Annotated in this window: 22 protein-coding genes; 8 read left to right on the forward strand and 14 right to left on the reverse strand. The window is 59.2% G+C overall.

What is annotated here, in order from left to right:
* The first annotated feature begins 28 nt into the window (after positions 1-28).
* Positions 29-1,105, forward strand: a complete 1,077-nt coding sequence (locus tag ACR0IP_RS18550) for a BMP family ABC transporter substrate-binding protein (RefSeq protein WP_480527168.1) — start codon at positions 29-31, stop codon at positions 1,103-1,105.
* A gap of 84 nt (positions 1,106-1,189) precedes the next feature.
* Here the strand turns inward: ACR0IP_RS18550 and ACR0IP_RS18555 are convergent, their stop codons facing one another.
* Positions 1,190-2,422, reverse strand: a complete 1,233-nt coding sequence (locus tag ACR0IP_RS18555) for an HlyD family secretion protein (RefSeq protein WP_170374469.1) — start codon at positions 2,420-2,422, stop codon at positions 1,190-1,192.
* Positions 2,423-2,425: 3 nt separating this feature from the next.
* The gene (locus ACR0IP_RS18560) at positions 2,426-2,839 is read right to left on the reverse strand and encodes a hypothetical protein (protein ID WP_480527170.1); all 414 of its coding nucleotides are present in this window, start codon (positions 2,837-2,839) and stop codon (positions 2,426-2,428) included.
* A 155-nt stretch (positions 2,840-2,994) separates the two neighbouring features.
* Here ACR0IP_RS18560 and ACR0IP_RS18565 point away from each other — a divergent pair, with 155 nt between their 5' ends.
* Both ACR0IP_RS18565 and ACR0IP_RS18570 read left to right on the forward strand, forming a co-directional pair.
* Positions 2,995-4,068: an NAD(P)/FAD-dependent oxidoreductase gene (locus ACR0IP_RS18565; RefSeq protein WP_480527172.1), complete on the forward strand. Its 1,074-nt coding sequence runs from the start codon at positions 2,995-2,997 to the stop codon at positions 4,066-4,068.
* Positions 4,065-4,718 carry a DUF938 domain-containing protein gene (locus tag ACR0IP_RS18570; RefSeq protein ID WP_170374462.1) on the forward strand — a complete coding sequence of 218 codons (654 nt, stop codon included), beginning with the start codon at positions 4,065-4,067 and terminating at the stop codon, positions 4,716-4,718. The genes ACR0IP_RS18565 and ACR0IP_RS18570 overlap by 4 nt, the downstream gene beginning before the upstream one ends.
* A 281-nt stretch (positions 4,719-4,999) precedes the next feature.
* Here the strand turns inward: ACR0IP_RS18570 and ACR0IP_RS18575 are convergent, their stop codons facing one another.
* The 5 genes from ACR0IP_RS18575 to ACR0IP_RS18595 form a co-directional block, all read right to left on the reverse strand.
* On the reverse strand, positions 5,000-7,507 hold the full coding sequence (locus ACR0IP_RS18575; RefSeq protein ID WP_480527175.1) for a GcvT family protein: 2,508 nt from the start codon (positions 7,505-7,507) through the stop codon (positions 5,000-5,002).
* A gap of 143 nt (positions 7,508-7,650) precedes the next feature.
* Entirely contained in the window at positions 7,651-7,911 is a 261-nt protein-coding gene (locus ACR0IP_RS18580; RefSeq protein ID WP_480527177.1) for a hypothetical protein, read from the reverse strand.
* Positions 7,912-7,997: 86 nt separating this feature from the next.
* Positions 7,998-9,407, reverse strand: coding sequence for an FAD-binding oxidoreductase (locus tag ACR0IP_RS18585; RefSeq protein WP_480527179.1), 1,410 nt, complete (start codon positions 9,405-9,407; stop codon positions 7,998-8,000).
* Positions 9,408-9,490: 83 nt separating this feature from the next.
* The gene (gene ggt / locus ACR0IP_RS18590) at positions 9,491-11,284 is read right to left on the reverse strand and encodes a gamma-glutamyltransferase (RefSeq protein WP_480527181.1); all 1,794 of its coding nucleotides are present in this window, start codon (positions 11,282-11,284) and stop codon (positions 9,491-9,493) included.
* Between the two features lie 19 nt (positions 11,285-11,303).
* A complete protein-coding gene (locus ACR0IP_RS18595; RefSeq protein WP_170680264.1) occupies positions 11,304-12,290 on the reverse strand; it encodes a 2-hydroxyacid dehydrogenase in 987 nt (328 codons plus the stop codon).
* A 171-nt stretch (positions 12,291-12,461) separates the two neighbouring features.
* Here ACR0IP_RS18595 and ACR0IP_RS18600 point away from each other — a divergent pair, with 171 nt between their 5' ends.
* A complete protein-coding gene (locus ACR0IP_RS18600; RefSeq protein ID WP_425085188.1) occupies positions 12,462-12,950 on the forward strand; it encodes an SH3 domain-containing protein in 489 nt (162 codons plus the stop codon).
* Between the two features lie 21 nt (positions 12,951-12,971).
* Here the strand turns inward: ACR0IP_RS18600 and ACR0IP_RS18605 are convergent, their stop codons facing one another.
* Positions 12,972-14,312 (reverse strand): tetratricopeptide repeat protein, encoded by a 1,341-nt coding sequence (locus ACR0IP_RS18605; RefSeq protein WP_480527183.1) that lies wholly within the window; start codon positions 14,310-14,312, stop codon positions 12,972-12,974.
* A 425-nt stretch (positions 14,313-14,737) separates the two neighbouring features.
* Here ACR0IP_RS18605 and ACR0IP_RS18610 point away from each other — a divergent pair, with 425 nt between their 5' ends.
* From ACR0IP_RS18610 to ACR0IP_RS18620, 3 genes are all read left to right on the forward strand, one after another.
* Positions 14,738-15,973 (forward strand): DUF3179 domain-containing (seleno)protein, encoded by a 1,236-nt coding sequence (locus ACR0IP_RS18610; RefSeq protein ID WP_480527185.1) that lies wholly within the window; start codon positions 14,738-14,740, stop codon positions 15,971-15,973.
* Positions 15,974-15,984: 11 nt separating this feature from the next.
* Positions 15,985-17,649: a sulfatase-like hydrolase/transferase gene (locus tag ACR0IP_RS18615; RefSeq protein ID WP_170374439.1), complete on the forward strand. Its 1,665-nt coding sequence runs from the start codon at positions 15,985-15,987 to the stop codon at positions 17,647-17,649.
* Positions 17,650-17,717: 68 nt separating this feature from the next.
* Positions 17,718-18,536 (forward strand): hypothetical protein, encoded by an 819-nt coding sequence (locus ACR0IP_RS18620; RefSeq protein ID WP_480527187.1) that lies wholly within the window; start codon positions 17,718-17,720, stop codon positions 18,534-18,536.
* A 40-nt stretch (positions 18,537-18,576) separates the two neighbouring features.
* Here the strand turns inward: ACR0IP_RS18620 and ACR0IP_RS18625 are convergent, their stop codons facing one another.
* Complete coding sequence (locus ACR0IP_RS18625; protein WP_170689201.1) at positions 18,577-19,572, reverse strand: zinc-binding dehydrogenase; 996 nt, start codon at positions 19,570-19,572, stop codon at positions 18,577-18,579.
* Positions 19,573-19,663: 91 nt separating this feature from the next.
* On the opposite strand from ACR0IP_RS18625, the gene ACR0IP_RS18630 reads away from it, so the two are divergent.
* Positions 19,664-20,500, forward strand: coding sequence for a LysR family transcriptional regulator (locus ACR0IP_RS18630; RefSeq protein WP_480527189.1), 837 nt, complete (start codon positions 19,664-19,666; stop codon positions 20,498-20,500).
* A gap of 2 nt (positions 20,501-20,502) precedes the next feature.
* Here ACR0IP_RS18630 and ACR0IP_RS18635 read toward each other — a convergent pair whose 3' ends face one another.
* From ACR0IP_RS18635 to ACR0IP_RS18655, 5 genes are all read right to left on the reverse strand, one after another.
* Positions 20,503-21,198 (reverse strand): SDR family oxidoreductase, encoded by a 696-nt coding sequence (locus ACR0IP_RS18635; RefSeq protein ID WP_170374420.1) that lies wholly within the window; start codon positions 21,196-21,198, stop codon positions 20,503-20,505.
* A gap of 10 nt (positions 21,199-21,208) precedes the next feature.
* Entirely contained in the window at positions 21,209-21,718 is a 510-nt protein-coding gene (locus ACR0IP_RS18640) for a nuclear transport factor 2 family protein (RefSeq protein WP_170374419.1), read from the reverse strand.
* 60 nt (positions 21,719-21,778) lie between these two features.
* Positions 21,779-22,732: an alpha/beta hydrolase gene (locus tag ACR0IP_RS18645; RefSeq protein ID WP_480527192.1), complete on the reverse strand. Its 954-nt coding sequence runs from the start codon at positions 22,730-22,732 to the stop codon at positions 21,779-21,781.
* Between the two features lie 113 nt (positions 22,733-22,845).
* The gene (locus ACR0IP_RS18650) at positions 22,846-23,733 is read right to left on the reverse strand and encodes a helix-turn-helix domain-containing protein (protein WP_480527194.1); all 888 of its coding nucleotides are present in this window, start codon (positions 23,731-23,733) and stop codon (positions 22,846-22,848) included.
* Between the two features lie 51 nt (positions 23,734-23,784).
* Positions 23,785-24,681: a LysR family transcriptional regulator gene (locus ACR0IP_RS18655; RefSeq protein ID WP_480527196.1), complete on the reverse strand. Its 897-nt coding sequence runs from the start codon at positions 24,679-24,681 to the stop codon at positions 23,785-23,787.
* Between the last annotated feature and the right edge of the window lie 29 nt (positions 24,682-24,710).

A 24,710-nucleotide genomic window follows, 5' to 3' on the forward strand; every position in this document is an offset into this window, starting at 1 on the left:
CCAACTGAACCAACTTGGGGAGTAACACATGAAATTCACGACACTTCTGGCAAGCGCCGCCATGGCGCTGGGTCTGGCCTCGGGGGCCATGGCCGCCGACGACAAAACCAAGGTCGGCTTCGTCTATGTCGGCCCTGTGGGCGACGGCGGCTGGACCTATGAACACAACAAAGGTCGCCTGGCCGTTGAGGAAGAGTTCGGCGACAAGGTTGAAACCGTCTTTGTCGAATCCGTTCCCGAAGGCCCGGATGCCGAGCGCGTCATGACGCAAATGGCGCTGGAAGGCGCTGACCTGATCTTCACCACCTCGTTCGGCTATATGGATCCGACCATCAACGTGGCGAAGAAATTCCCGAACGTGAAATTCGAACACGCCACCGGCTACAAAACCGCCGACAACGTAGCGGTTTACTCGGCCCGTTTCTATGAAGGCCGCGCCGTTCAGGGCCACATCGCGGGTAAGATGACCAAGTCGAACACCATCGGCTATATCGGGTCCTACCCGATCCCTGAGGTGATCCGCGGCATCAACTCGGCCTATCTGCACGCCAAGAAGGTGAACCCGGATGTCGAGTTCAAGATCGTCTGGGCCTACACTTGGTTCGACCCTGCGAAAGAGGCTGACGCCGCTACCGTTCTGATCGAACAGGGCGCGGACGTGATCCTGCAGCACACCGACTCGACCGCGCCTCAGGCGGCTGCGCAAGAGGCTGGCAATGTCGTGACCTTCGGTCAGGCCTCGGACATGAGCGAGTACGCCCCGTTCCCGCGCGTATCCTCGATCATCGATGACTGGGCGCCCTACTACATCGCACGGACCAAGGCCGTCATGGATGGCACATGGGAAAGCGCCAACACATGGGACGGCATCCGCGAGGGTATGGTCGCAATCGGCGAGATCTCGGATGCAGTTCCCGCTGATGTCAAAGAAGAGGCTCTGGCGCTGAAAGCGGCCATGGCTGCAGGTGAATACCACCCCTTCACCGGCCCGATCAAAAAGCAGGATGGCAGCGACTGGCTGGCCGAAGGTGAGGTCGCAGATGACGGAACGCTGGCAGGTATGAACTTCTACATCGAAGGTCTGGAAGGCGAGATCCCGCAGTAAGCTGCAGGGCGTATCGAAAAACCAAAGGCCCGCATTTAGCGGGCCTTTTTTTGGGCTACATTGCCCAGATCAAGGTTTGAAACCTCAGTGCCCCGTCAGCACCAAGGTGTTCACCGGCATCAGGATCAGACGCAACCGCAGACCGGCCGCATGAACCACTCCAATCGTGTCGACCACATGCAGGAACGCCTTGTTCCAGAACCCTAGGCTTTCATCCTCTAGCTTGTGGTGGTTGTCGGTATAGACATTCGCCAGACAGTTGCTGCCCGGAGGGATGTCATCCGCCATGCCTTTATACAACGGCTCCATATACACCAGAATCGAACCCGGCACTTTGTTGTGCTGGACGTCCCGCAACTCGTCTGTTGGACGAATCTGACCTGAGGGGATGACGTCCTGCACCTCGACCACAACCATCGGGATCACCGTGAAGGGTTTGGTCATGCAACCCAGTTCTCCAATCATTCCAGGTTTGATGACCTGAGCAGACATCTGGTTGAACGCAGCCTGAAAACGATCATGGCCCGAGTGCGAAGGCACCAGAATGCCAGCCGGGCGCAACAGCGGGCTGACATAGTCACCAACCTGCAGACCGAACTGTTCGATCCGACCTGTAACGCCCGCGCTGATCACCGTCTTGTCCAGCTCGGTCAGGGCCGCATCCAGCTGCGCATTGGCACTGGCCAGTTGGGCCGGGATCAGTTCTTCGATCTGCTGCACCACGGCAGCGCGCTGTGACTGGGCGGCGGTGACCTGCGCTTCGCGTTCAGCCACCAGATTCTCCAACCGCTCAATCTCGGCCAGACGCACCGCGCTGGAGCCTTCGTCGCGCAGTGTGGTGTTACGCTCTAGGTCTTCGACAGATTGTGCCAAGGCGGCGCGCGCACCGGCGATCCCGGCATCCGCCTGCGCCAGATCCGTCTCGGCCACTTTCAGTGAGGCTTGAACCTGCGCTATCTGTGCATGGGCGGCCTGAACCTGCGCCTGCTGGGTGAAATCCTCGATCCGGAAAATCGGCTGGCCCGCGGTCACCGTATCGTTGTTGCTGACATAGACCTCAGACACCCGCCCGCCCAGTTGCGGCAGGATCGTGACCGTCCGAAAATACGAGGCCGCCGTGCTGGAGGCCGGATGGAAGTAGAACAGCGTGGTGATCACGGACAGCGCCAGAATAGCGCAGGTGGTCAGGCCCCAGCGTAGCTCGTACCACATGGTGAAAAGGGTTATCTCATGCCCGATCCGCTTGCCTTGGACAAAGCGTCGGAACAGGAAATCCGGCAGCACCGTAATCAGGGCGCAGAGCATCGTTTCGATCATGGCTTACTGCTCCGGCGTGGTGGTGTTTTGTGGTGCCGGAGGGGCCGGTTCAGCAGGTGCCTGAGGTGCAAGAGACTGTCCGAGTGAGCGAATGGCATCCGCTATATTTCGCATCGGGGTCGCAAAATCGGGGAATTGGAACCCGGCAACCAGAACGGCGGCAACCCAGAAAATGCCGTTATGAGTAAACAGCGCCAACAGCGCCAAAATGCCCACCAACTGGAACTGAGGGTGATTGTTCTCATGCGCCATTTTCTCGGGCACCGAATGCAGCGTCAAATATCCGACACCAATCAACACAACCAGAACGACAAAAAACACGACCATTGCCGAAAAGAGGTAGTCGCTCCCATCGGCTGCGACGACATATTTTGGGATATGTCCCGTGGCCATAGGATGGAGGTCCGCTGCAGTCACCTTAATCTCCTTCTTTTCTATGATGCGTCTTTGGCCGGGTTGATCGCCAAATTCAAGCCTGCTTATAGTCTCCCGAAATCCAAGCATATTCTTATCACAAGCACCAAGAGCCTTATGACATCTGCTTCATCACAATCCTTCCCGGTCACCCTGCGATGATCGACTTTCTAATCATCGGCGGCGGCATCGCGGGCCTTAGCGCGGGCGCGCGTTTGTCTGCTCATGGCTCTGTCACTGTTCTCGAGGGCGAGGACGCTTTGGGCTATCACTCATCTGGCCGCTCGGCCGCGATGTTCGAGGAAAACTACGGCCCGCCCTCGGTGGTTGCGCTCAATCAGGCCGGGGTCGATTACCTGCGATCCGCGAACGGAGGCTACCTGACCCCCCGAGGCCTCATGCTGGTTGCAGGCCACGATCAGGCTGACCTGTTTGCCAAAGACGTCAAAGAACTAAACGTACGCTCCATTTCGCCGCAGCAAGCCATCGACAAAGTCCCGATCCTAAACCCGGACGTTCTGGCCCACGCCGCCATCAGCGTAGACGCCTTCGACATTGACACCGACCGCCTTATGCAAGACTTCGCACGCGTGATCCGAGGCAATGGCGGCGCGGTCCTGACCCGCCGGGCTGTCACCGATATCCGCAAAAGCGACCATTGGGTCGTTCAGGCAGGCGACGTGTTCGAGGCTCGAAACTTGGTCAACGCAGCCGGCGCTTGGGTGGATGAGGTCGCCGCGATGGCTGGCCTCCCACCTATCGGCATCGTGCCGAAGCGCCGCTCCATGGCGCGTATTCCCGCACCTGGAGGTCATGACGTATCCAACTGGCCCATGCTGATGGGGCCGGGAGAAGGTTGGTATGCCAAGCCTGATGCGGGGAAGTATCTGGTTTCACCCTCCGAAGCCGAGCCGACAACGCCTCATGACGCCTATGCCGACGATATGGTTCTCGCAGAAGGTCTGGCGCGGTATGAGGCGATGGTGACAACACCTGTCACACGGCTCGAGGCGAACTGGGCCGGGCTGCGTAGTTTCGTGGCGGATGGCACGTTGGTGCTGGGGCCAGATCCACAGGACCGCTCGTTCATCTGGTGCGCGGGCCAGGGTGGATACGGGTTCCAGACATCGCCAGCTGCATCGTCCCATCTCGCCAGCCTTGTGACGGGGGCGCCGTCTGAACTGCCTCGGGACATCGTCAATCAGTTGCATGTGGAAAGGTTGCGATCATGACCAAACGCGCTCTGCCTTCGAATGCCAGCGTCGCGACGCAAGGCGATGGGGCCCGTATGATCGCCCCAGCCGCAAGCCGCAACTCGGACGCGCTATGCGCCTTGCTGGCCAAGATGGCGCCTGCCGCGGGCCGCGCACTGGAAATCGCCAGCGGCACCGGCCAGCATGTTGCCGCCTTTGCGCGCACACTGCCCAACTTGGTATGGCAACCCACAGAAATCGACCCCGAACGCCGCGCCAGCATCGACGCCTATGCGACGGGTGTCGCCAATATTCTGCCCGCCACCGATTTAGATGCAACCACTGCAGGCTGGCATGAGGCATTCCAAGAGCAGGACCTGATCGTTCTGATCAACCTGCTGCACCTGATCTCTTGGCCAGAAGCTGACACGTTTCTCAGCGAGGCCTCAAAGGCTCTGAGTCCGGCAGGTCGCTTGATCATTTACGGCCCCTTCATGCGAGCCGGCGCTTTGACCAGCCCAGGCGACGAGAAGTTTCACGAAGCCCTGATCTCACAAGATCCAGAGATCGGGTACAAGAACGACACAGAGATCAAAGCCTGCCTACAGCACTACGGCCTGCAACTGCTTCGCTTGGTCGAAATGCCCTCCAACAATCTGGCGTTTGTTGCTCAAAGGCCGAAAACCTGACCAGCGATTGGGCCGATCAAAGCCTGCTGGCGCAGGCTTGCCTCCGGCGGAGGTATTTTTGAACAGAAGAAGTAACGGACCGTTAACTCTGATATGCGACTGTCGATTTGCGGTACAGGCGGAGGCGCCGATGACCGCAACAGGAGAAGGCCCCCTTGCCAAAAGCAGGGGGGCTGGATCTTACACCAACCCCCGCTTCTTCTGTTTGAAAATACCTCCGCCGGAGGCATGTGTCGCCGGAGGCGGCGCATTTTCTCACGCCGCCGGAGTTGTCCAAGACGTCAGCCGTCCTTGCGGATGACCTCGTTTTTCGGGTCGTAGGGGCTGTCGCAAGTGACGACTGCGTCCCAAAGCTTGTCCTGAATCTTGACCTTCAGCTTGGTGCCTTCAACCGCGAGATCAGGCGTCACATAGCCCATGCCAATGGATTTCTCGAACGCCACCGAGTAACCGCCCGAGGTCAGACGACCCACGCGTGTGCCTTCCGTTGTGTACAGCGCCTCGCGGCCCCACGGGTCGGCATCGTCTGGTCCGTCGACTAGAAGGGTGCAGCACTTGAAGCGCACGCCGGTCTCTTCCAGCTTGGCCTTGCCGTAGAAATCTTTCGACAGGTCGACAAAGCGCGGCAGGTCAGCCTCAAGCGGGGTCGCATCGCGACCTAATTCAGTGCCGAAGGCGCGATAGGATTTCTCCTGACGCAGCCAGTTCTGGGCGCGGGCGCCGACCAGCTTCATACCGTGCTTCTCACCGGCTTTTTCCAAGAGGTCGAACAGGTAGTTCTGCATCTCGATCGGGTGGTGCAATTCCCAGCCCAGCTCACCGGTGTAGGCCACACGGATCGCGTTTACGGGGCACATGCCCAATTCGATCTGACGCGCCGATAGCCAGGGGAAGCGCTTATTGGACAGGGCGGTTTCCGGATCGGCGTCTTTGATGACCTCTTTCAGAACATCACGCGACTTGGGTCCGGCGATGGCGAAGACGCCCCACTGGGTGGTCACGTCTTGGATCTCGATGTAGCCGAACTCCTCCATCTTGCCTTCGGCTGCTTTACGCAGGTAGTCCGCGTCATACTCGGTCCAGGCACCGGCAGAGACGATGTAGTAGTTGTTCTCGCCATTGCGAACGATGGTGTATTCGGTACGGGTCGTGCCGTGCGAGGTCAGCGCGTAGGTCAGGTTGATACGACCGACCTTGGGTAGTTTATTGCAGGTGAACCAATCCAGGAATTGGGTCGCACCGGGGCCTTTGACGACATGTTTGGTGAAGGCCGATGCGTCGATCAGGCCAACGCCTTCACGGACCGCTTTGGCTTCTTCAACGGCATATTGCCACCAGCCACCACGGCGGAACGAACGGCTTTCTTTGTCGAAATTGTCCGGCGCATCGACAGGGCCGAAATAGTTCGGACGTTCCCAACCGTTGACCCACCCGAACTGCGCGCCGCGGGCTTTCTGACGGTCATAGGCGGGAACAGTCCGCAGCGGACGGCAGGCTTCACGCTCTTCATCTGGGTGGTGCAGAATGTAGACGTGCTCATAGCACTCTTCATTCTTGCGCGCTGCAAACTCGGTGGTCATCCAGTTGCTGCTGTAGCGCTTGGGGTCCAGCGAGGCCATATCGATCTCGGCTTCGCCATCGACCATCATCTGCGCCAGATAGTAGCCGGTGCCGCCTGCAGCGGTGATCCCGAAGCTGAAGCCCTCGGCCAGCCACATGTTGCGCAGGCCCGGAGCCGGACCAACCAGAGGGTTGCCATCGGGGGTATAGCAGATCGGGCCGTTGAAATCGTCTTTCAGGCCGGATTCAGCGCAGGAGGGCACGCGCTCAGCCATCGCCATGTACTGGTCTGCGATCCGGTCAATATCCAGCGGGAACAGGTCAGCCCGGAAGCTGTCCGGCACGCCGTGTTCAAAGCGCGCAGGCGCACCGTGTTCATAGATACCCAAAATCCAGCCACCGCGTTCTTCGCGCGCATACGACTCGTTGTCGGCGTCACGCACAACGGGGTGCTCGGGGTTACCCGCTTCACGCCATTTGACTAGCTCAGGGTCTTTGTCCATGACAATGAACGTGTGCTCGACCGGGATCGCGGGCATCTTGATTCCCAGCATCTTGGCGGTGCGCTGCGCGTGGTTGCCCGATGCGGTCACGACATGCTCGGCGGTGATCACCACCTGCTCATCGGAGGGAACAAGGTTGCCGCCCTGCTCGATCATCTTGGTGCAGGTGACTTCCCAATGAGTGCCGTTCCAGTGGAAGGCATCCGCCTGCATCTTGCGAACGATGTCGACCCCGCGCTGACGGGCACCTTTGGCCATCGCTTGGGTCACGTCAGCAGGGTTAATATAGCCATCTTCGGTGTGATAGATCGCACCCTTCAGGTCGCCGGTTTCGATCAGCGGCCAGCGTTCCTTGATCTGCTCGGGTGTCAGCCATTCGTAAGCCACATCGCAGGTCTCAGCTGTTGAAGCATAGAGCATGTATTCGTCCATGCGCTCTTGCGTCTGCGCCATGCGCAGGTTGCCGACCACGGCGAAGCCCGCGTTGAGGCCGGTCTCTTCTTCGAGCTGCTTGTAGAAGTCGACCGAGTACTTGTGGATGTGGGTTGTCGCGTAAGACATGTTGAACAGCGGCAGCAGGCCAGCCGCGTGCCAGGTCGAGCCCGAGGTCAGCTCGTCCCGCTCGATCAACATCACATCATCCCAGCCCGCTTTGGCCAGGTGATAGGCAATCGAGGTTCCGACGGCGCCGCCGCCAACGACCAGTGCTTTGACTTGGGTTTTCATAACCGGGTGTCTCCCCTTGGAATCTGTTGCCACCATATGGCTTGATTCCGAAATCAATCGCGGAAGCCATCCGACCAGTGATATAAGAAAAACGACCCGCACGGGAGATGCAGGTCGTTAAATGGCGACTTACAATCCAGCCATCAGCCTTCGGAGCGACACCGTTTGGTGTTTCCAACGGTCTTGCACACCAGTTTGCCAGGCGGCTCGGCGGTTTCGGATTCCTGAACTTCCGACGTGCTGTCAACGCTTGCGGGTTCAACCTCGGACCCGCCAGTGAAGGCTGCGATGTAGTCGCTTGCGCTGAGCCCGTCACCCGAGGCTTTGGCTTTCTGGTAGTAGTCCAGCCCCGCGACCGCCAAACCGGCCACCGCGACAAAGCCAACCAGATATTTTGCACTCATGTCGATCACCTGTTCGTCTTTCGCCGTAAGACACCACATCACCTAGACGTTTTGTGGGCACAAAGCGGACAAGATCGCGGAAACCGTTATGGCTGATCGGCCAGTATCTTTCCTGGATTCATGATGTTGTCGGGGTCCAGTGCCGCCTTGATCGCGGCCATGTAGTGTGTTGCCTGCCCCAGTTCTTTCTCAAGATAGGGGCGCTTGCCCTGCCCGATGCCATGCTCGCCCGTGCAGGTGCCCTCCATCGAGATGGCAAGATCGTTGAGCCAGCCAACGAACTCGTCGGCCCGGCGGACTTCTTCGGCGTCTTCCATGTCGATCAGGGGCAAAGTGTGAAAGTTCCCGTCGCCGACATGCCCAACAATAGGCGCAAGCAAATCAAGCTCGGCCGCTTTATCCTGAGCGGCCCCTACGGCCTCGGCCAGACGGGAAATCGGCACGCAAACATCGGTCGAGATCCCCTTGGCACCCGGTCGCAGCTGAAGGCTGGCCCAGTACATGTCGTGACGCGCCTGCCAGAGCTTGTTGCGTTCCTCGGTGGTTGAGGTTGCCGCAAAGTCTGTACCGCCAAACTCTTCGGCAATCTGGCCGAAAATCTCGGCCTGTTCGGCGGCGCTGGCATCCGAGCCGTGGAACTCTAATAGCAGCAGAGGCGTTTCGGGCAGGGTCAAGCCGGAATAGGCATTGGCGGCTTTGACGGATAGTTCATCCAACAATTCAATCCGCGCGACAGGTACGCCGTATTGGATCGTCATCATTACTGCCCGGCAGGCAGCATCGACGGTTGGGAAAGAGCAGCGGGCGGAACTGATCGCCTCGGGGATGCCGTGCAGGCGTAGGGTCAATTCGGTAATGATACCTAGCGTGCCTTCGGCCCCGATAAGCAGCCGCGCCAAATCATACCCCGCCGAAGATTTCTTGGCGCGATTGCCGGTCCGGATGATCTGCCCATCCGGCATCACCGCCTCAAGACTCAGCACATTGTCCCGCATTGTGCCATAGCGCACCGCATTGGTCCCGGACGCGCGGGTCGCAGCCATCCCGCCAAGCGAGGCGTTGGCACCGGGATCAATCGGAAAGAACAGGCCCTGATCGCGCAGATGGGTGTTCAGATCTTCACGCGTCACACCGGGTTGCACGACGCAATCCAGATCCTCGGCATGCACGGCCAGCACTTTGTTCATCTGGCTCAGATCGACCGACACCCCACCGGCAGGCGCGTTCACATGCCCTTCAAGCGACGTGCCCGTGCCAAATGCAATCACCGGCACCTTATGCGAAGCGCAGGTTTTGACGATCTCGGAGACCTCCTGCGTGGTGCGGGGAAACACCACCGCGTCCGGGCTTTGATTGGTGATCCAGGTCGTGGTGTGGCCGTGCTGTTCGCGGATGGCCGCACTGGTTTGCAGACGATCCCCAAACTGTTGCTTCAAGATGCCAAGGGCCGTTCCAATCCCAGCCTCATTTCTCGGCAAAGCCGTCGCTTGTACCATGCTACCCCTCTCCTGCCCGCCGGTTGTGCGAGCCTTTTCCAATGTGTCGAAAAGGCCCGCCCGAGCCGGCCAAGACCTAGATTTTATTCTCCCAGCGCGATCCCTTCGCGCCGATGGTCTGCCCCACCGCTGAGAGTTTCGCCGATCTCAATCGCATGCAGGCCCGAGGTCAGATCGCGGGGGTTCACCTCGAACCCGATTTCGATCAGCGCATCTGCATAGCCTTCGGCGGCAGTATCCACCTCAACATCATATGTCCCGAACCGGTTGACCAGATGCGGCAGCGAGATCGCCTGCTGCACATCCATATCCCAATCCGCCCAGGCGATGATCGACTTGGCAACGTAGCCAATGATACGACTGCCTCCCGGAGACCCGATGGCCAGAACCGGCGCGCCGTCCTGCATGACGATGGTCGGGCTCATGGACGAACGCGGGCGCTTGCCGGGTTCCAGACGGTTCGCTATGGGCACTCCGTCGCGATGGGTGCGGAACGAGAAATCGGTCAGTTCGTTGTTCAGCAAAAACCCGTTCGTCATCAGACGCGAACCAAAGCCGTTTTCAATCGTCGTCGTCATCGACAAGACGTTGCCGTAACTGTCCACGATCGAGATATGCGACGTCGAAGGCAGCTCCAATGACTCGTCATCAGCCCAGTTCATCGCATGATCAAACTCGGGATTGCCCGGGGAGACCTCGGTCAGTGCGCCCTCAGCGTTCAAAAGCTCCGCGCGCTGCGCCAGATAGTCCGGGTCGACCAGCCCAGTGGTCGGCATCGGCACGAAATCACTATCGGCCATGTACCGCCCCCGATCCGCAAAGGCGAGGCGTGACGCTTCGCCGATCAGGCGCCATGCCTCCATGCTCTCAGGCCCCATCGCGGCCAGATCATAGCTGTTCAGCATACCCAGAATCTGCCCAACGGTCAGCGCCCCGGACGAAGGCGGACCCATCCCGCAGACCTCATAGGCGCGGTAGGCGGCGCAAACCGGATCGCGTTCAATGACCTGATACAGGGCCAGATCGGTGCCAGATAATACGCCGGGATTGCCCGGCGCGGTGCGGACGGTCCGAACGATATCTGACGCGATTTGCCCGCCGTAGAACCCGGCGGCACCGTCCTCGGCCAGAGCGCGCAGTGTATCCGCATAGGCCGGGTTCATCAGGCGTTGGCCCTGCTGCAGTGGCTCGCCTTCGGGCAGGAAATACTCAGCCGTTGCAGGGAAGCGCGAGAGGCGCTCGGCGTCATTGGCGACCAGACTGGCCAGACGAGGCGAGACCAGAAACCCGTCATCCGCCAGCCGAATACCATCGGTGAACAGCCCGGGCCACGGCGAACGGCCCCAACGGCGGTGCGCTTCCTCCAGCAAGGCAGGCGTTCCGGGCGTGCCAACGGACAACCCTCCGACGACGGCATCAAAGAACTGCAAGGGCTCGCCGTTTTCATCTTGAAACAGGGTCGGCGTCGCGTTCAATGGGGCCGTTTCACGCCCGTCCAGTGTTGTAAGCTGTCCAGTGGCGGCGTCATACCAGACCAGAAACGCCCCACCCCCAAGGCCCGAGGATTGGGGCTCGACCAAGCCCAGAACAACCTGCACCGCGACCATGGCATCCGCGGCCGATCCACCGGCGCGCAGGATTTTTGCCCCGGCCTCAACCGCCAGAGGGTTGGCCGCAGCAACCATCCAATTCTCGGACTGCACAGGAACGCCGCTTGTTTTGGCCTCGAGCGCCGCGATCAACTCGTCGGTCAGAGCTTGAACTTGACCTTCGCTCGCGCCTTCGGGGGCCACGGAGTCCGCTGTTTCCTGGGCAAAGCCCGGAGCGGCAAAGGCTATGACAGACAGAAGTAATCCTGAAATCCGATTGGTACGCATAATGTGCTCCTGGAAAAGGTTACAGCATGGATGGGACCACCTGATCCGGTGGTCTGTGCCCATCCTCGAAGGTCTTGATATTGATAATAACTTTCTCACCCATCTCGATCCGCCCCTCCAGTGTGGCCGATCCCATATGCGGAAGCAGCACCACGTTTGGCAGCTTGCGAAGGCGTGGGTTCACCTGCGTGCCGTGTTCATACACATCCAGCCCGGCACCCGCGATATCCCCGGACCGGATCAGCCGCGTCAGCGCGTTTTCGTCGATCACTTCACCACGCGACGTGTTGACGACCACAGCCGAGGGCTTCAGCAGCTTCAGCCGCCGCGCGTTCAGCAGGTGGAAAGTCGACGGGGTCGAGGGGCAATGAACCGAGATCACATCCATCCGTGCCACCATCTGATCAAGGCTTTCCCAATAGGTGGCATCCAGATCCTGTTCAATCTCGGGGCGCAACCGGCGGCGGTTGTTGTAGTGAACCTGCATCCCGAACGCGCTGGCACGGCGCGCAACAGCCTGACCGATCCGGCCCATGCCCAGAATACCCAGACGGCGCCCTCCGATCCGGCCACCAAGCAAAGCGGTCGGAGCCCAGCCGGACCAATCGCCCTGCTGCATCAGCGCAACGCCCTCAGGGAAACGACGCGTCACCGCCAGGATCAGCGCCATGGTCATGTCGGCCGTATCATCGGTCAGAACACCCGGAGTGTTCGAGACCAGGATGCCACGCTGACGCGCGGTTGAGACGTCGATATTGTCGACCCCTGCCCCGTAATTGGCTATCAAGCGCAGCTTTTCACCAGCTTGCCCCAGCAAACCACCGTCGATTGTGTCGGTCACCGTCGGCACCAGCACGTCGGCCTCTTGCACCGCAGCGACCAGTTCCTCACGAGTCATGGGGGTGTCATCGTCGCGCAGGCGAACATCAAACAGCTCACTCAGTCGCGTTTCCACTGCTTCCGGCAACCGTCGCGTAACAACAACACTCAGACGTTCTCTTGGCACTTCCGCCCTCCCACTGCTTTGCAAACGCGCTTGCGTCATGGCATCGTGGCGCAGGATAAGGCGGGGCACAAGAACCCCAAAGGCATTGAGTCGACCTTTTTTCGAAAGCAGATCAACAGGCACAAGAGCAGGCAGTCAGTGAGTGGTCTTCTACCGGTGAAACGCCTTTGTTTGGCGATCCTATCCGCGTATCTCATTGCGTTCGGCTCCGCGCCGGTCGCAGCCCAAGACGTGCGCGGCCCGGTCACCAACCTGCCCCTTCCGCGCTATGTCTCGATGAAGGCAGCCGAAGGCAATGTGCGCCGCGGTCCGTCACTGACCCACCGAATCGATTGGGTCTTCAAGCGGCGCGGTATGCCGCTGCAAATCACTGCGGAATACGGCAACTGGCGCAAGGTACAGGATCGCGACGGGGCCGGAGGTTGGGTTCACTACGCCCTGCTGTCTGGCGTGCGCACGGTGCTGATCGAATCCGAGATGCTGCCCGTTTATGCCCGACCCGATCCGAACTCGACCGTCAACGCGCATTTCGAAACCGGAGTGGTCGCCCGTCTTGGCGCGTGCTCGCTGGACTGGTGTCGCATTTCGGCGGGGGGCTACAAGGGGTGGACGCTGAAAGCCAACCTCTGGGGCGTCGATCCGTCAGAAATCCGGGAATAGCCTCTTTTTCCAGTCCCTGCCCTAGTCGGATTGCAAAGCAGTTATTTCGTCAAGCGCGCTGATGATGTCTTCGGCGTGGTCCGGATCGGCAAACAAGGTTCGAAACAGCGCCGCTAAAGGGTAGCCGGGCCAGGCTTCGTCCAACAACAGGATTGTGGCCCGCGCGCGCTCATCGTCCCCTAGCCGCTGATAGCTTGCCGCAAGATAACCGATCGAGATTGCGCTGACCGGATCACCCAGCCTGACCGCCTCGTTGAACTGGTCTACGGACGCCTGATAGTCCCCCAAGTGATAGCTGGATGAAGCCAACACGCTACGATAAGGAAATCTTCCGTTGGTCGTATTGGCGCCCTGCGCCCGCTTGGCGGACGCTATTGCGCGCTGAAAATCCCCACCAAACAACGCGAACAGGGCATCAAAATTCGTGACGTGGATATCATCAGGGGCAAGCCGCGTTGCGCGCGCGGATCGCGCAAGCGCGGCCTCATGCTCACGCGAGCAAAATGAAGCCAGGGCAAGAGCAGAATGGCTCCACCCTTCGTCTGGCGCCAGCTCCAACGCTCGCTGCGCTCGGTTTTTGGCGAGGGTCAGAAGCGCCTGTTTTTCAGCTCCGGGCGGGGTTGTTAAAGCAAGGATGCTGATCGCCTGCGCCGAACCGGCGTAGCCGCCGAAATACGTCTCATCCAGCGCCATGGCGCGCTCGAACATACCGCGCACGGCTTGCAGCCTGTCACGGTCTAGAACCGGAAACATCAGCAGGCGCGCCTCACTCGCCAGATTAACGGCTTGTAGCTTGGTCGGGTTTGTCGAGAACAGCGCCTCTCTGACAGCTTGTTCCTGGTTGGCATTTGCAGAGACCGTGACCGGGCTTGGCGGTGACTGGGGCGTGCGAGAAAAGAGCATCACGCCGCCCGCGACGGCCAAAGCGCCCAAAACCGCCAATGAGATCCAGACCATCCTTGAGGGACGCGCTCGGTTTGACGGTATGTCTGGGTCCAAAACCTCAAATCGAGGGACGTAGCCGCCCGGATCCACATGGATGCGCAGCCTCTGATCCTTGCCGGAGTTCGAATAGAAGCTCGCCAATCGCCGACGCATGCGCCCCGCATCGACACGCACGACGGCCATCGGGTCGCCCCCGGAATCCAGCGCCCTTCCGTAGACATCCTCGGCGATCGACTTGGCGCGGATATCCTCGGACTGGCCCGCCAGAAGCTTATCGATAACGTAACTGAGGAAAGATTGCAGTCGCTCGGCCCCATCGAATTCCGGGCTGTCCAGGACCGCCCTCAGTGCCCGCTGAATATCTTCATCCGAGAGCGTTTTTTGGGCCGGTTCTGACTTTACGCTGGCGTCTGACATCGCTTTTGTTAACCGCTGGCTGGCTTCAAGTATTTGAAAAATAACATGTTACCCCGTAACATACGTTAAGATACCTGAATGTGTAAATGAATTTCGGACAGAATGATTAGCAAAGGAGGGGAACGGACCTCGTCGCGGGGGCACAACTGGGTTCAGACACCGTGAGGCTTATGATGGCTTGCTTGTCGATACACTTTCCTGATGAGGCGAATGACATCCGGCGCCTGCGCAGCTCAGACACGGTCTTTGCGCAGATCTGCGCTGACTTTGAAAGCCTGGCTGCTCTTCTTCCCTGCGATGCAAGTGACCCAAGAAATTCTGATCTCATCGACAGCCTCCGAGGGCTTGAGGACGAAATAAAAACTTACCTTTCGTCTCACTCGACCCCGCCCGAGGGCTAATCAAGACGCAAAAAGGCGATTCAAATGTTGGCCAATCTTCTATTCTACGTCGGGCTCCTCGTGTCGTTGACCATCGGGTTCATGTATTTCCGCGATCTCGGTGACGTCAGCCAAATGGTGCTGAAGGTTAAGCGCAATAACATGATCCGCTTTATCCGGAATGAGAACACCTATCTTGCCGCCGGAATCGCCGGGCTTGCGCTGATGCTTGTCGGGCATTTTCTGGGCGGCGGTCCCGGCTGGCTGTTTTTCCTCGGCGTGCCTGCAGTGACTCTGGTGATCGTGTTCCTATTCGTGTTTCCATGGGTTTGGGTCCATATCGGCCTGCGCAACCAGCAAAACACCGCCCGCTACTACCCAATTTCTGAGGCGCAGCGATACATCAACCCCTCTGCCAGCGTTCTCGTGATCGAAAACAACGGCCACGCACGGGCGCACTCCGACTCCCAGCTGATGCGCCCTCATCTGGCCGGAAACGATAAGGGGTTGGGTGGCGACGACATCGTCATGACCTATTGCGCCATGGCCAATCTGGGGCAGGCCTACAAACCCGAGATCCACGGCAAACGTCTGGATCTTGAGGTGATGGCCCAGCATGGTAACAACCTGATCCTGCGCGACAACACCACCGGAGAGCCAATCCAGCAGATCTATGGTCGCTTCGACAGCGATGCCTCGAAAACTGCGGCAATGCAGCCATGGCCCACCTTTCGGATGAGCTTTCGGGGGTTTCAGAAAGCCTATCCAGATGGTGAGGTCTTTCTGAACAAGCCCTCCTCGAACCCGCTTCTCAGGCTGTTCGACACCTTTACTGAAACGGTTTTCTCCTCGGGCATCGCCAAGCAGCACCAAGAAGAAGCGCCGGTCATGGACAACATGAGCCACAGCGACAACCGCCTGCCCAACAAAACCTATGTCTGGGGCATCACGATCGGTGAGGATGCAGTTTGCTGGACCGATGATTTCCTGGCAGAAAACAAAGGGCTGATCAACGCCACGGTTGGCGGGCATGACGTCGTGGTTTCCTACGACCCAATCTATGAAAGCGTTGGCGTCTGGTACAATGACAGCGGCGCGCCCATCACCCATGTCGATTTCTTCGGAAACGCGGATTGCGGCCAACTGACCCGCGTTGAGACCCTTCGATCAGGCATGTTCTGGCATGTCTGGGTCGAGTTCTTCCCCGGCACGGATATCAACCGCTCCGGCCCGCCCCACACCACATCTGACCCCCGCCAGACCCCCGCCCAAAGCGAATGAGGATTGTTGAAATGAAAACCCTAACCAGCCTGTCGGTGCTGTTCTGCCTATCGGCCACGATCTCAACCGCTCAGGACGCGCCGATCATCCATGATGCCGAGTACTACATCCTCGAAGCGCAGAATGCCGAACAATGGGCTGCTGACAATGCCGAGGTTGACCAGTTGCTAGAAGACTTCCGAAGCTCGAACGACGGCAAGCCACCCAACATCATCAATATCCTGATTGACGATATCGGCTTTGGCGATCTGGGTATTCCGGAACTCAACGCAGTGCGCGGCTATTCCACGCCCCATATCAACGCCTTCTCGGACGAAGCGATGCGAATGGTGCGCATGTATACCGAACCCTCCTGCACACCCACACGGGTTGCGATGATGACCGGGCGGCTTCCAGTTCGGATGGGCATGGGCGACACCACCGTGGATATCGCCGGGTTCGGCCTGCCCGCAGACGAAGTCACCTTGGCCGAAATTCTGTCGGATGCGGGCTATGCGACGGTGCATGTGGGTAAGTGGCACATGGGCGACATCCCCGAGGCCTGGCCCCATAACCAAGGCTTCGATTGGGCGGGGTTCCCGGTTCACCAGCAGGGCCAACTGACAATCTATAACGATGATGCGATCAAGGAACAGGTCTCGGTCGGGATAGCGGATTTCGATGACCGTTTCGTACTCGACGACTTCTTTCGCCCCGACCCCGCCGCTATGGTCACCGGTCTTGAAGCTGAACGCGGCGGTCTTGCGCGCGAAGTTGACATGACCGCGGGCGAGCGCTGGACCGCCGAAAAATATGACGAAATGAACCGGCGCTATCAGGATCAGACGCTTGAAAAAATGCGCGAGCTGGCTGGCGGGGACGCGCCTTTCTTCCTGCAATATTGGCCACTCATTCCGCTGGATAACACGCGCGCAGGTCGTTCGGGGCCGCAATCGCCGAACGGAGGGCTCTATGTCGACAAGATGCAGCAGCTCGACAGCTGGCTGGGCGATATCTTCAACGAGATGGAGGCGCTTGGCCTGGCCGACAACACCATTGTCATCGTGATGGGCGACAACGGCCATTTCACCAAGTATTCGCCGCAATCAGGTTTCACCCCGATGGTTTTCGCCGGTGGCAAGGGTGATGTGTCCGAGGGCGGCATTCGGGTCGACAGCTTCATCCGCTGGCCCGGTATGATCGAGGCCGACGGCATCGTCGGAGATATCGTCCACGTTTCGGATCTCTATACCACGCTCGCGCGGTTCGCCGGGGCCGAGAGCGGTATTCCTCGGGATCGGTTGGTGGACGGGGTCGACCAATCCTCGCTGCTGCTGTTGGGCGAGACAAAAGGACGGCGCGATCATCTGATCGTCTATTCCGTCCACACACCCCGCGCGGTCATCAAGGATCAACTAAAGCTGCGCATTCCCGGAGCCGGAGAGAGCGCGATTCTAGCCGATTTCTTCGATGTTTACCGCGATACCCACGAAAAATACCCGGTGTCGACCGAGGTTGGAGCTTGGGGCGGGCAAGAGTTTGTCCGCATTCTGGGGCGTCATCTAAAACGCAAGGAAAAGTATCCAGACATCGAACCAGCCCGTGGTGTTCCCTATGAAGGCATCGAAAACCTGCGACCTGAAACCGAAGCCGCTGTCGAGGCATTCCTGCTCAAACAGTCTTCTGTTGGCAGATGATCGTATATCCGGACACTGACGCCTTGAAGCAAGGTCGTCGCGAAATTTGAAAGTAAGGAGATTCACCTATGGCAATCAGATCCACTGCCGCGATAGCGGGCGCCACGGCCCTGTCCTGTCTATTGTCGAGCGCAGCATACGCTCAGTCCCTGCCTGCACCGGGTCAGACCGAAGAGGGCTGGCGACACACTCTTGGCTTTTACCTGTTCACCCCGCTCCGCACGCATGGAACGTCAACCGTCTCGGGCGTTTCAGCCGATATTGACCTCGATCTTGGCGACGTGCTGGATGTTCTCGATTTCGCAGCGGCCGGGCGGTATGAGGCCTGGAGCGGAGACTTTGGGATCATCGTTGACGCCAACTATGTAGGCATCGGAGAGGATACCACTCTCCCCGGCCCCGCCGCCACTGCAGTGGATGTAGATGTGCGCCAAAAATGGTTTGCGGTCATGGGTGCCTATCGCGTGGCGGATGGGACCTATGGTGCCAACAACCAGCGATACACCGTCGATCTGCAAGGCGGCATTCGCTACAACTCGATCCGGCAGGAAATCAGGTTCACGACTCCGGGGCCGACGAACCCGCCCACCCAAGGCGGTGACGAAGGCTGGATTGAGCCCGTTGTGGGTGCCCGGGGCATGTGGCGTCTCAACGACCGGTGGACCACCATCGCATCGCTGGAACTTGGCGGGTTTGGAGCCGGAGGCAACGATCTGCAAGTCGGCGCAAATATCGGCTTTGACTATCAGCCGTGGGATCGAACCGCGATTACCTTTGGCTATCGATATTTCAGTGTCGACTACAGTGATTCAACGTCAACCGGCCCGTTCGCCTATGATGTCACGCAGCAAGGGCCCTATGTGGGGCTAAAGGTCTTTCTCAATTAGATCCAAACGCCTTTCCGTGCCTCGTTCTTGCCGGGCTCGATCACTCTATGCTTAGGACCAGTTTGCCGGTGGTTTCACCGGCTTCCAAACGACGGTGCGCCTCGGCGGCTTGGGCAATGGGTAGGATGCTCACCTGCGGGCGCAGAACACCCGCTTGCAACAATTCAAACACCGTGGCCATATCTGCGCTGAACTGATCGGGGCGGTTGACGAAATAAGTGTATATGTCGCTAACCCGGACCGAAATCGACTTCTGGAAGTGCTTCGCCAAATCCTCGGCAAAATTACCTGCGGGCGGACCGGCAAGGAACCCGAACAGAACTGCAGTGCCCAAGGGTGCCAGAGCGTCGAGGTCTGATTTGAGGGTTTCACCCGAGATCGGGTTCAGCGTCAGATCCACGCCGCGCCCTACGGTGAGGTCCATCACCCGCTCGGTGACATCCTCGGTGCGATAGTCGATGACGTGATCGGCACCTTGATCTTTCGCATATCCAACCTTGTCGGTACTGGTCGAAGCGATCACCGTCATGCCCAGATGCTTGGCAATGTGTAGCGCCATGGTGCCAACACCCCCGGCTGCGGCGTGAACCAGAACGGATTTACCAGCTGCCGCGCCGCCCAGATTGACCAGCATGTGGTAGGCGGTCATGCCATTGACGGGGATTGCGGCTGCGGTTTCGAACTCGACAGTATCGGCCAGCCGGGTGACGTACGGAGCACCAATCACCGACTGAGTGCTGTATCCACCGGCTCCGATCGGCCCCATCCACGCCACGCGGTCCCCGACAGAGAATCCTTCGACCCCCTCGCCCAGCGCCTCAACCACTCCGGCCCCCTCGACCCCAGGTACATGAGGTAGCTCGGGCATCATCCCCTCGGGCATTTCACCGCGACGGATGATCGTGTCGATGAAGTTGACCGCCCCGGCCTTGTTGCGGATCAGGATTTCCCCGGCATTGGGGGTCGGGGTCGCACGGTTGGTTTCGCGCAAAACATCTGGTTTGCCGGTCTGGGTGATTTCAATAGCGAAAGGCATGAGCTGTCTCCTTCTGTTGCGCGGAAGGTAGAGGCCACGTCGCTGGATGATAATAGTTGATATCAGGAGAAATAATCCCAAAAATAGAATAATGATCTACAACGACCTTGCCCTGTTTACAGTCGTCGCAAACCATCTCAGCTTTTCCAAAGCTGCGGAGCGTCTGGGGACACCGCTCAGCCGCGTCAGCCGCAGGATTGCAGAGTTAGAGGACCATCTTGGCACCAAACTGTTTGAGCGAACGACGCGGCAGGTGCGCCTGACGGAAGAAGGCCGCCGCCTTCTGGATCAATGTCAGGACCCGATCGAGGCTCTGCAAGGTATCGCAGGTTTTACGGACGACACGAGGCGCCAGAGCATCCGCATCACAGCGCCCCCGCTGGCCGCGCGCACGACCATTGGACCTCGGTTGTTGGATTTTGCGACACGAAATCCGGATGTGGCGTTTGAGATGACCACAACCAATGTCATGCTGGACTTCTTTCGCGACAATATCGATCTGGCCTTCCGCCTCGGCCCCTTGACGGATTCCAGCCTTGTCGCGAAACGGCTTTGGTCAGTTCCCTACTGCTTTTGCGCAGGACAGGGCTTCATTCGAGAGCGTGGGCTGGACAGGTCGGTATCCAGACCAGACTTTCTTGCTTTGCCTGCCTTGAATGCGGGTCAACCCTGGGCGCTGGAGAGCGGGGAAACACTGCACCCGAAGCACATCGCCCACAGTTTGACCGACCTTGATGTCATTGCGCAGGCCGCCCGTCGCAACCTGGGTGTCGCGATGCTGCCTTCAGATATGGTAAACGGCGAACTGCAACGGCTTGAGGTCACGGATGCCCAACCAATGACGCGGGACATGTTCGCCGTCTATCCCAGCCGCCGCCTGTTGCCCGCGCGGGTCAGGAAGCTGATTGATTTCATGACGCCCGGCTGAACCTACCAATCAATTGCGACGCCATCGCGAAAGAACCCTCCGGTCGGGCCACCTTTCGGTAAGGTCGCTGCCCAGACAACGCCCCTGGCACCCTCGGAAATCGGACGCCCCCCGCCCCCCATATCCGTCGCAACCCAGCCGGGACACACGGCGTTGACGAGAATGCCCTGCGGTTTCAATGCGGCAGCGGTCTTGAGCGTCAGCGCGTTCAGAGCAGCTTTGGATACGCCATAGCCAGGCGTTCCGGCGGACATACTGGTCAGCGACCCCGCCCCAGAGGACACGTTGACGATCCGGGCATCCGTACCTCGTTGTAACAGAGGCACCGCCGCAATCGTGGTCTCCCACGGGCCGAATAGGTTCGTATCAAACGCGCGACGCACCCGGTCCAGATCGGCGAAGTGAACCTGTTGGTCGGTGTCATAGTCCACACCAGCGTTATTCACCAAAACATCAAGGCGGCCATAGGCCGATTCAACCATCAAGAAGAAGGCGGCGGCGACAGAATCCGGACTAGAGACATCCAGTTGCAAGGCTTCCGCCCCATATCCGATTTCATCCGCAGCAGCCTGCCCTTTTGCCAGATCGCGCGCACCCATCAGAACCTTCATCCCATGGTCTCGGGCCAATTGGCGGGACACTTCTTTACCAATACCGCGGTTGGCTCCGGTCACGAGTGCGATGCGCTGACTGGTCATGGTTACTCCTTCAATTCGCCTCGGCAGCGCGCTGGCCAGCAAGAGCCACAAGCCCACGGTCACCAGATTCCCAGATTGCCGTCATGGTCATTGATGTGACAACCCAGCGGTCGTCTGATTTCTCAAGCTCATAGTCATAGCGGCCACCAAGCACCCACAGACCATCATCAAAACGATGGGTTGCTGTGAAATCAGCCTGTGCCGTGGCGGATGTATCGGACAGGGAGGTGATGGTGTGATTGGTCACCATATGGTGCGTAGCGTCGAAACCAGGAAGAAAGGTGGACCAGCTCGCCACAAGCTCGTCAGCGGGTTGTGTGACCGGGTCTCCGCCCCAGAGGCTGGTATAATCCGTCGTGACGGTATCGGAAAACGCGCCGCGCACGCGGGTCCAGTCGTGGCGGTCGGCACCTGCCGCGATATCGGTAATGGCGGTCGAGATATCGGCTTGCTGCTCGGCAAACGCTGCGGTTCCGATCATTGAGACGGCCGCAAGGGTCGATGTGAGTTTTCTACGCATGAGAATGCTTCGAATGGATGAGGGTGGACGCTGAACAATTGCTCGGCGTCCTAACAGGGCTTAGTTGCTCGAACCGGCGCGAAAGTGGCCAGCGACGGTATCGGCCGCGCGAGTGACATCCTCGGGGTTGTCGTAGAAGTCGAACTGCGTCACATCCTCCAGCCATTGCGCGGTCGCCTCTCCTGCGAAACCGGCGAGGAAGGTCTGAACGCCCTGTGGGATCGCCGCGCTTTCCGAGTGCACAATGGCCAGTGGCTTGTCCAAACGCTGCGGATTGTCGGCGGGATGATAGGTCAGCCAACCTTCCCAGCCCGCATTGTTCCACTTGTCGTCATATTCCGGGATCCCGCCACGGTCGGCCTCATAGTAGTATCCGCCGATCGGCATCAGCACGCCCTCGGCACCTTCGGGGCCTGCTGCAGGAATGATCTGGCCACCAGCGGCCTCGGCGGCGTGGGACACCTCGATCAGCCCGGCGACACCTTCTGCACCGCCATAAACCGCCTCAACGATCTCTTCATTCTGCAACCATGGCGCAACAAGACCCAGCCGCTGTGCCAGCGGATTGCCTGAAACTGCATCGACCATGTACCCAGCTGAGGCGCAAATCCCCAGACCGTTGATGTGGTCGGCGTCGACTTCGGGTAGGGTCGCGACGAATGCGATGGCCGCTTTGATGTCCGAAGTCTTGGCCTCGGGGCTTTCGACAAAGCGCACGTTGTTCGGCAGATCGCCCGATTTACCCCAACCGCGGAAGTCAAAAGTGAAGGCGGCGAAACCACGTTCGGCCATCTCGCGGGCATAGTTTGCGGGCATCTGTTCCTGAACCGAGGTCCAGGCCCCGGTCACGACGACTGTGGGCAGCGGTTCAGATCCACGCTCTTCCGGCAGGTAAAGCGTGCCGGACAGCATAGCGCCTTCGTTCTCGAAGGTAACGGTGCGGGTTTCGACCTGCGCAACAGCGGCTCTCGAAGCCATAAGCGCTGCGGCGGTGTTCAGAGCGAGGGTATTCATAGCGATATCTCCCAAAATCTGTCTGGATGGGCACAAGCCCGATGACACCTGAGATATGCTGCGGTCAGCAGGGATACTTGCACCGGACTGCCGCGTTTTTGAAAGATCCTGCTTTAGACGGCATTTGCTGCGCGGAACGCGCGCGGGGTCTGCCCTACCACCTGTTTGAAACTGCGCGTGAAATGCGCCTGATCCGAAAATCCACAGGCCAAAGCGATATTACCCAGAGGGCGCGTGGGGTCTTCGATCATCTTCATCGCCTGCTCGACCCGGTAGGCCATGACATATTGCATGGGGGTCGAGCCCAGCGTTTCCTTGAAAACCCGCGCAAAATGCGAGGGGCTCATGCCCGCCTCAGAGGTCAGTTGATCGACCGTGATCGTTTGGTCCAAACGATCCTGCACATAGGCCAGCACCCGTTGATAATGCTGAGAGGAAAAGCGTGCGGACAGCTCGACCTCTTCGGCGCGGCGTTTGCCGTATTTTTGCAGCAGTTTGACCAGAAACACCCGGCTCATGGCTTCGAACATCACGGCTGAGGACATGTCGTCCGTTGCCAGCGCATCGCGCAGAATGACTCCTGCAGCGCATAGGTCAGGATCGGAAAACTGCGGCTGGTCGTGAAACTGCTCTGGTGCCAGCAGCATCCCAAGTTCAGACTGCGCAAAGCGCTGGACCTTGTCCGGATGCAAGGTGATCACGATCACGCCGGACTGTCCGTACCACCGCCATCCCGACCGCATTCCTGCAGGTGTTACGATGACTTCGTCTTTGCAAAAGGTGAAATCCCGCAGCGTGCCGTCCCGCCAGTTTTGCACGCGATGCCCCTTCTCCTGCAGGTTCAGAAGGACGTGGTGTTCCGAAAACACCTCTTCCGGCATCCGATCAGGTTCGGCCCGAAAATACCGCACTGACATCAAACCAGCCGCCGAAGGGCGCTGCATCTCATCACTGTTCAGCAACGGTTCTGACGGGTAGATATCAGCGTATCTTAGGGGCAAGGAGCGGCTCCGGCTTGCAATGCTCGATATGTGGGTTCTGCGCGCGCAGGGTCAAACGCTTTGCTGGCGCTTTATGTGGTCGATGAAAAGCCTCAGGGGCATCATGGATTTATACTCGCGTGGGAAATACATGAAAATACCGGGCGTGAGGGCCAAGTGGTCCTCAAGAACTGGTGTCAATACTCCGGTATCAATCAGTGGTGCAACATAAGCCCTGAAGGTATAGGCCAACCCTAACCCTCTTTTCGCCAGATCGACGGTTGCAGGAAGGGCGTTCGCGATCAGGTTACCTTGCACATCTACGGCATATTCCTCCTCGCTCGATTGAAAGCTCCATGGGGCAATCTGGCCCGAGGATTGGAACCTGTAGCGGATACAGGTATGCCCCAGCAGGTCAGGCGGCGTTTCCGGTATGCCACGTGCCGTCAGGTAATCCGGGCTGGCGACGACGGTCACTGGAAGCGGCGGCGTCAACCGCACAGCCACCATGTCCTGTGCCACACGATCCCCCAGACGGAATCCAGCATGCAGCTCTTCCCCGAGTATGTCTGAAAGCGCATCCGTCAACGACAGTTCCAGTTCGATCTCGGGATACGCGGCACAAAAACTCTTGAGGATCGGACCCACGTACAGGTGGTAGGCAAACTCCGGCATCGCCAATTTCAACGTGCCCCGCGCGGCGTGACCGGTGCTGCGCGCACTTTCGACCGCCTCGGAGAGTTGATCAAAGGCAGGCCCCGCGCCGCGGATCAGGGCGCGCCCGGCCTCGGTCAGGCTGATTGAGCGCGTTGTCCGAATGAAGAGCGCAGTGCCCAGTTGGTCTTCCAACGCTTTCAATTGATGGCTAACGGTCGAAGGCTTGATACCCAGCGCCTCGGCCGCTGCACGTAGCGATCCATGGCGCGCGATGGCGGTAAAGATTTCAAGCGTGGCGAGTGGCAGGCGCATAGAGTCCCCCAATAGACTTATTATTCGAT

The sequence above is a fragment of the Ruegeria sp. AL11 genome (genome assembly GCF_056540865.1).

Bases quoted from the DNA above. Each gene is read 5' to 3' on its own strand.
- ACR0IP_RS18555 (WP_170374469.1), bottom strand. From the start codon at position 2,422: ATGATCGAAACGATGCTCTGCGCCCTGATTACGGTGCTGCCGGATTTC.
- ACR0IP_RS18610 (WP_480527185.1), top strand. From the start codon at position 14,738: ATGTTGGCCAATCTTCTATTCTACGTCGGGCTCCTCGTGTCGTTGACC.
- ACR0IP_RS18570 (WP_170374462.1), top strand. From the start codon at position 4,065: ATGACCAAACGCGCTCTGCCTTCGAATGCCAGCGTCGCGACGCAAGGC.
- ACR0IP_RS18605 (WP_480527183.1), bottom strand. From the start codon at position 14,312: ATGTCAGACGCCAGCGTAAAGTCAGAACCGGCCCAAAAAACGCTCTCG.
- ACR0IP_RS18655 (WP_480527196.1), bottom strand. From the start codon at position 24,681: ATGCGCCTGCCACTCGCCACGCTTGAAATCTTTACCGCCATCGCGCGC.
- ACR0IP_RS18585 (WP_480527179.1), bottom strand. From the start codon at position 9,407: ATGGTACAAGCGACGGCTTTGCCGAGAAATGAGGCTGGGATTGGAACG.
- ACR0IP_RS18575 (WP_480527175.1), bottom strand. From the start codon at position 7,507: ATGAAAACCCAAGTCAAAGCACTGGTCGTTGGCGGCGGCGCCGTCGGA.
- ACR0IP_RS18635 (WP_170374420.1), bottom strand. From the start codon at position 21,198: ATGACCAGTCAGCGCATCGCACTCGTGACCGGAGCCAACCGCGGTATT.
- ACR0IP_RS18615 (WP_170374439.1), top strand. From the start codon at position 15,985: ATGAAAACCCTAACCAGCCTGTCGGTGCTGTTCTGCCTATCGGCCACG.
- ACR0IP_RS18550 (WP_480527168.1), top strand. From the start codon at position 29: ATGAAATTCACGACACTTCTGGCAAGCGCCGCCATGGCGCTGGGTCTG.
- ACR0IP_RS18645 (WP_480527192.1), bottom strand. From the start codon at position 22,732: ATGAATACCCTCGCTCTGAACACCGCCGCAGCGCTTATGGCTTCGAGA.
- ACR0IP_RS18630 (WP_480527189.1), top strand. From the start codon at position 19,664: ATGATCTACAACGACCTTGCCCTGTTTACAGTCGTCGCAAACCATCTC.
- ACR0IP_RS18565 (WP_480527172.1), top strand. From the start codon at position 2,995: ATGATCGACTTTCTAATCATCGGCGGCGGCATCGCGGGCCTTAGCGCG.
- ACR0IP_RS18640 (WP_170374419.1), bottom strand. From the start codon at position 21,718: ATGCGTAGAAAACTCACATCGACCCTTGCGGCCGTCTCAATGATCGGA.
- ACR0IP_RS18620 (WP_480527187.1), top strand. From the start codon at position 17,718: ATGGCAATCAGATCCACTGCCGCGATAGCGGGCGCCACGGCCCTGTCC.
- ACR0IP_RS18580 (WP_480527177.1), bottom strand. From the start codon at position 7,911: ATGAGTGCAAAATATCTGGTTGGCTTTGTCGCGGTGGCCGGTTTGGCG.
- ACR0IP_RS18625 (WP_170689201.1), bottom strand. From the start codon at position 19,572: ATGCCTTTCGCTATTGAAATCACCCAGACCGGCAAACCAGATGTTTTG.
- ggt (WP_480527181.1), bottom strand. From the start codon at position 11,284: ATGCGTACCAATCGGATTTCAGGATTACTTCTGTCTGTCATAGCCTTT.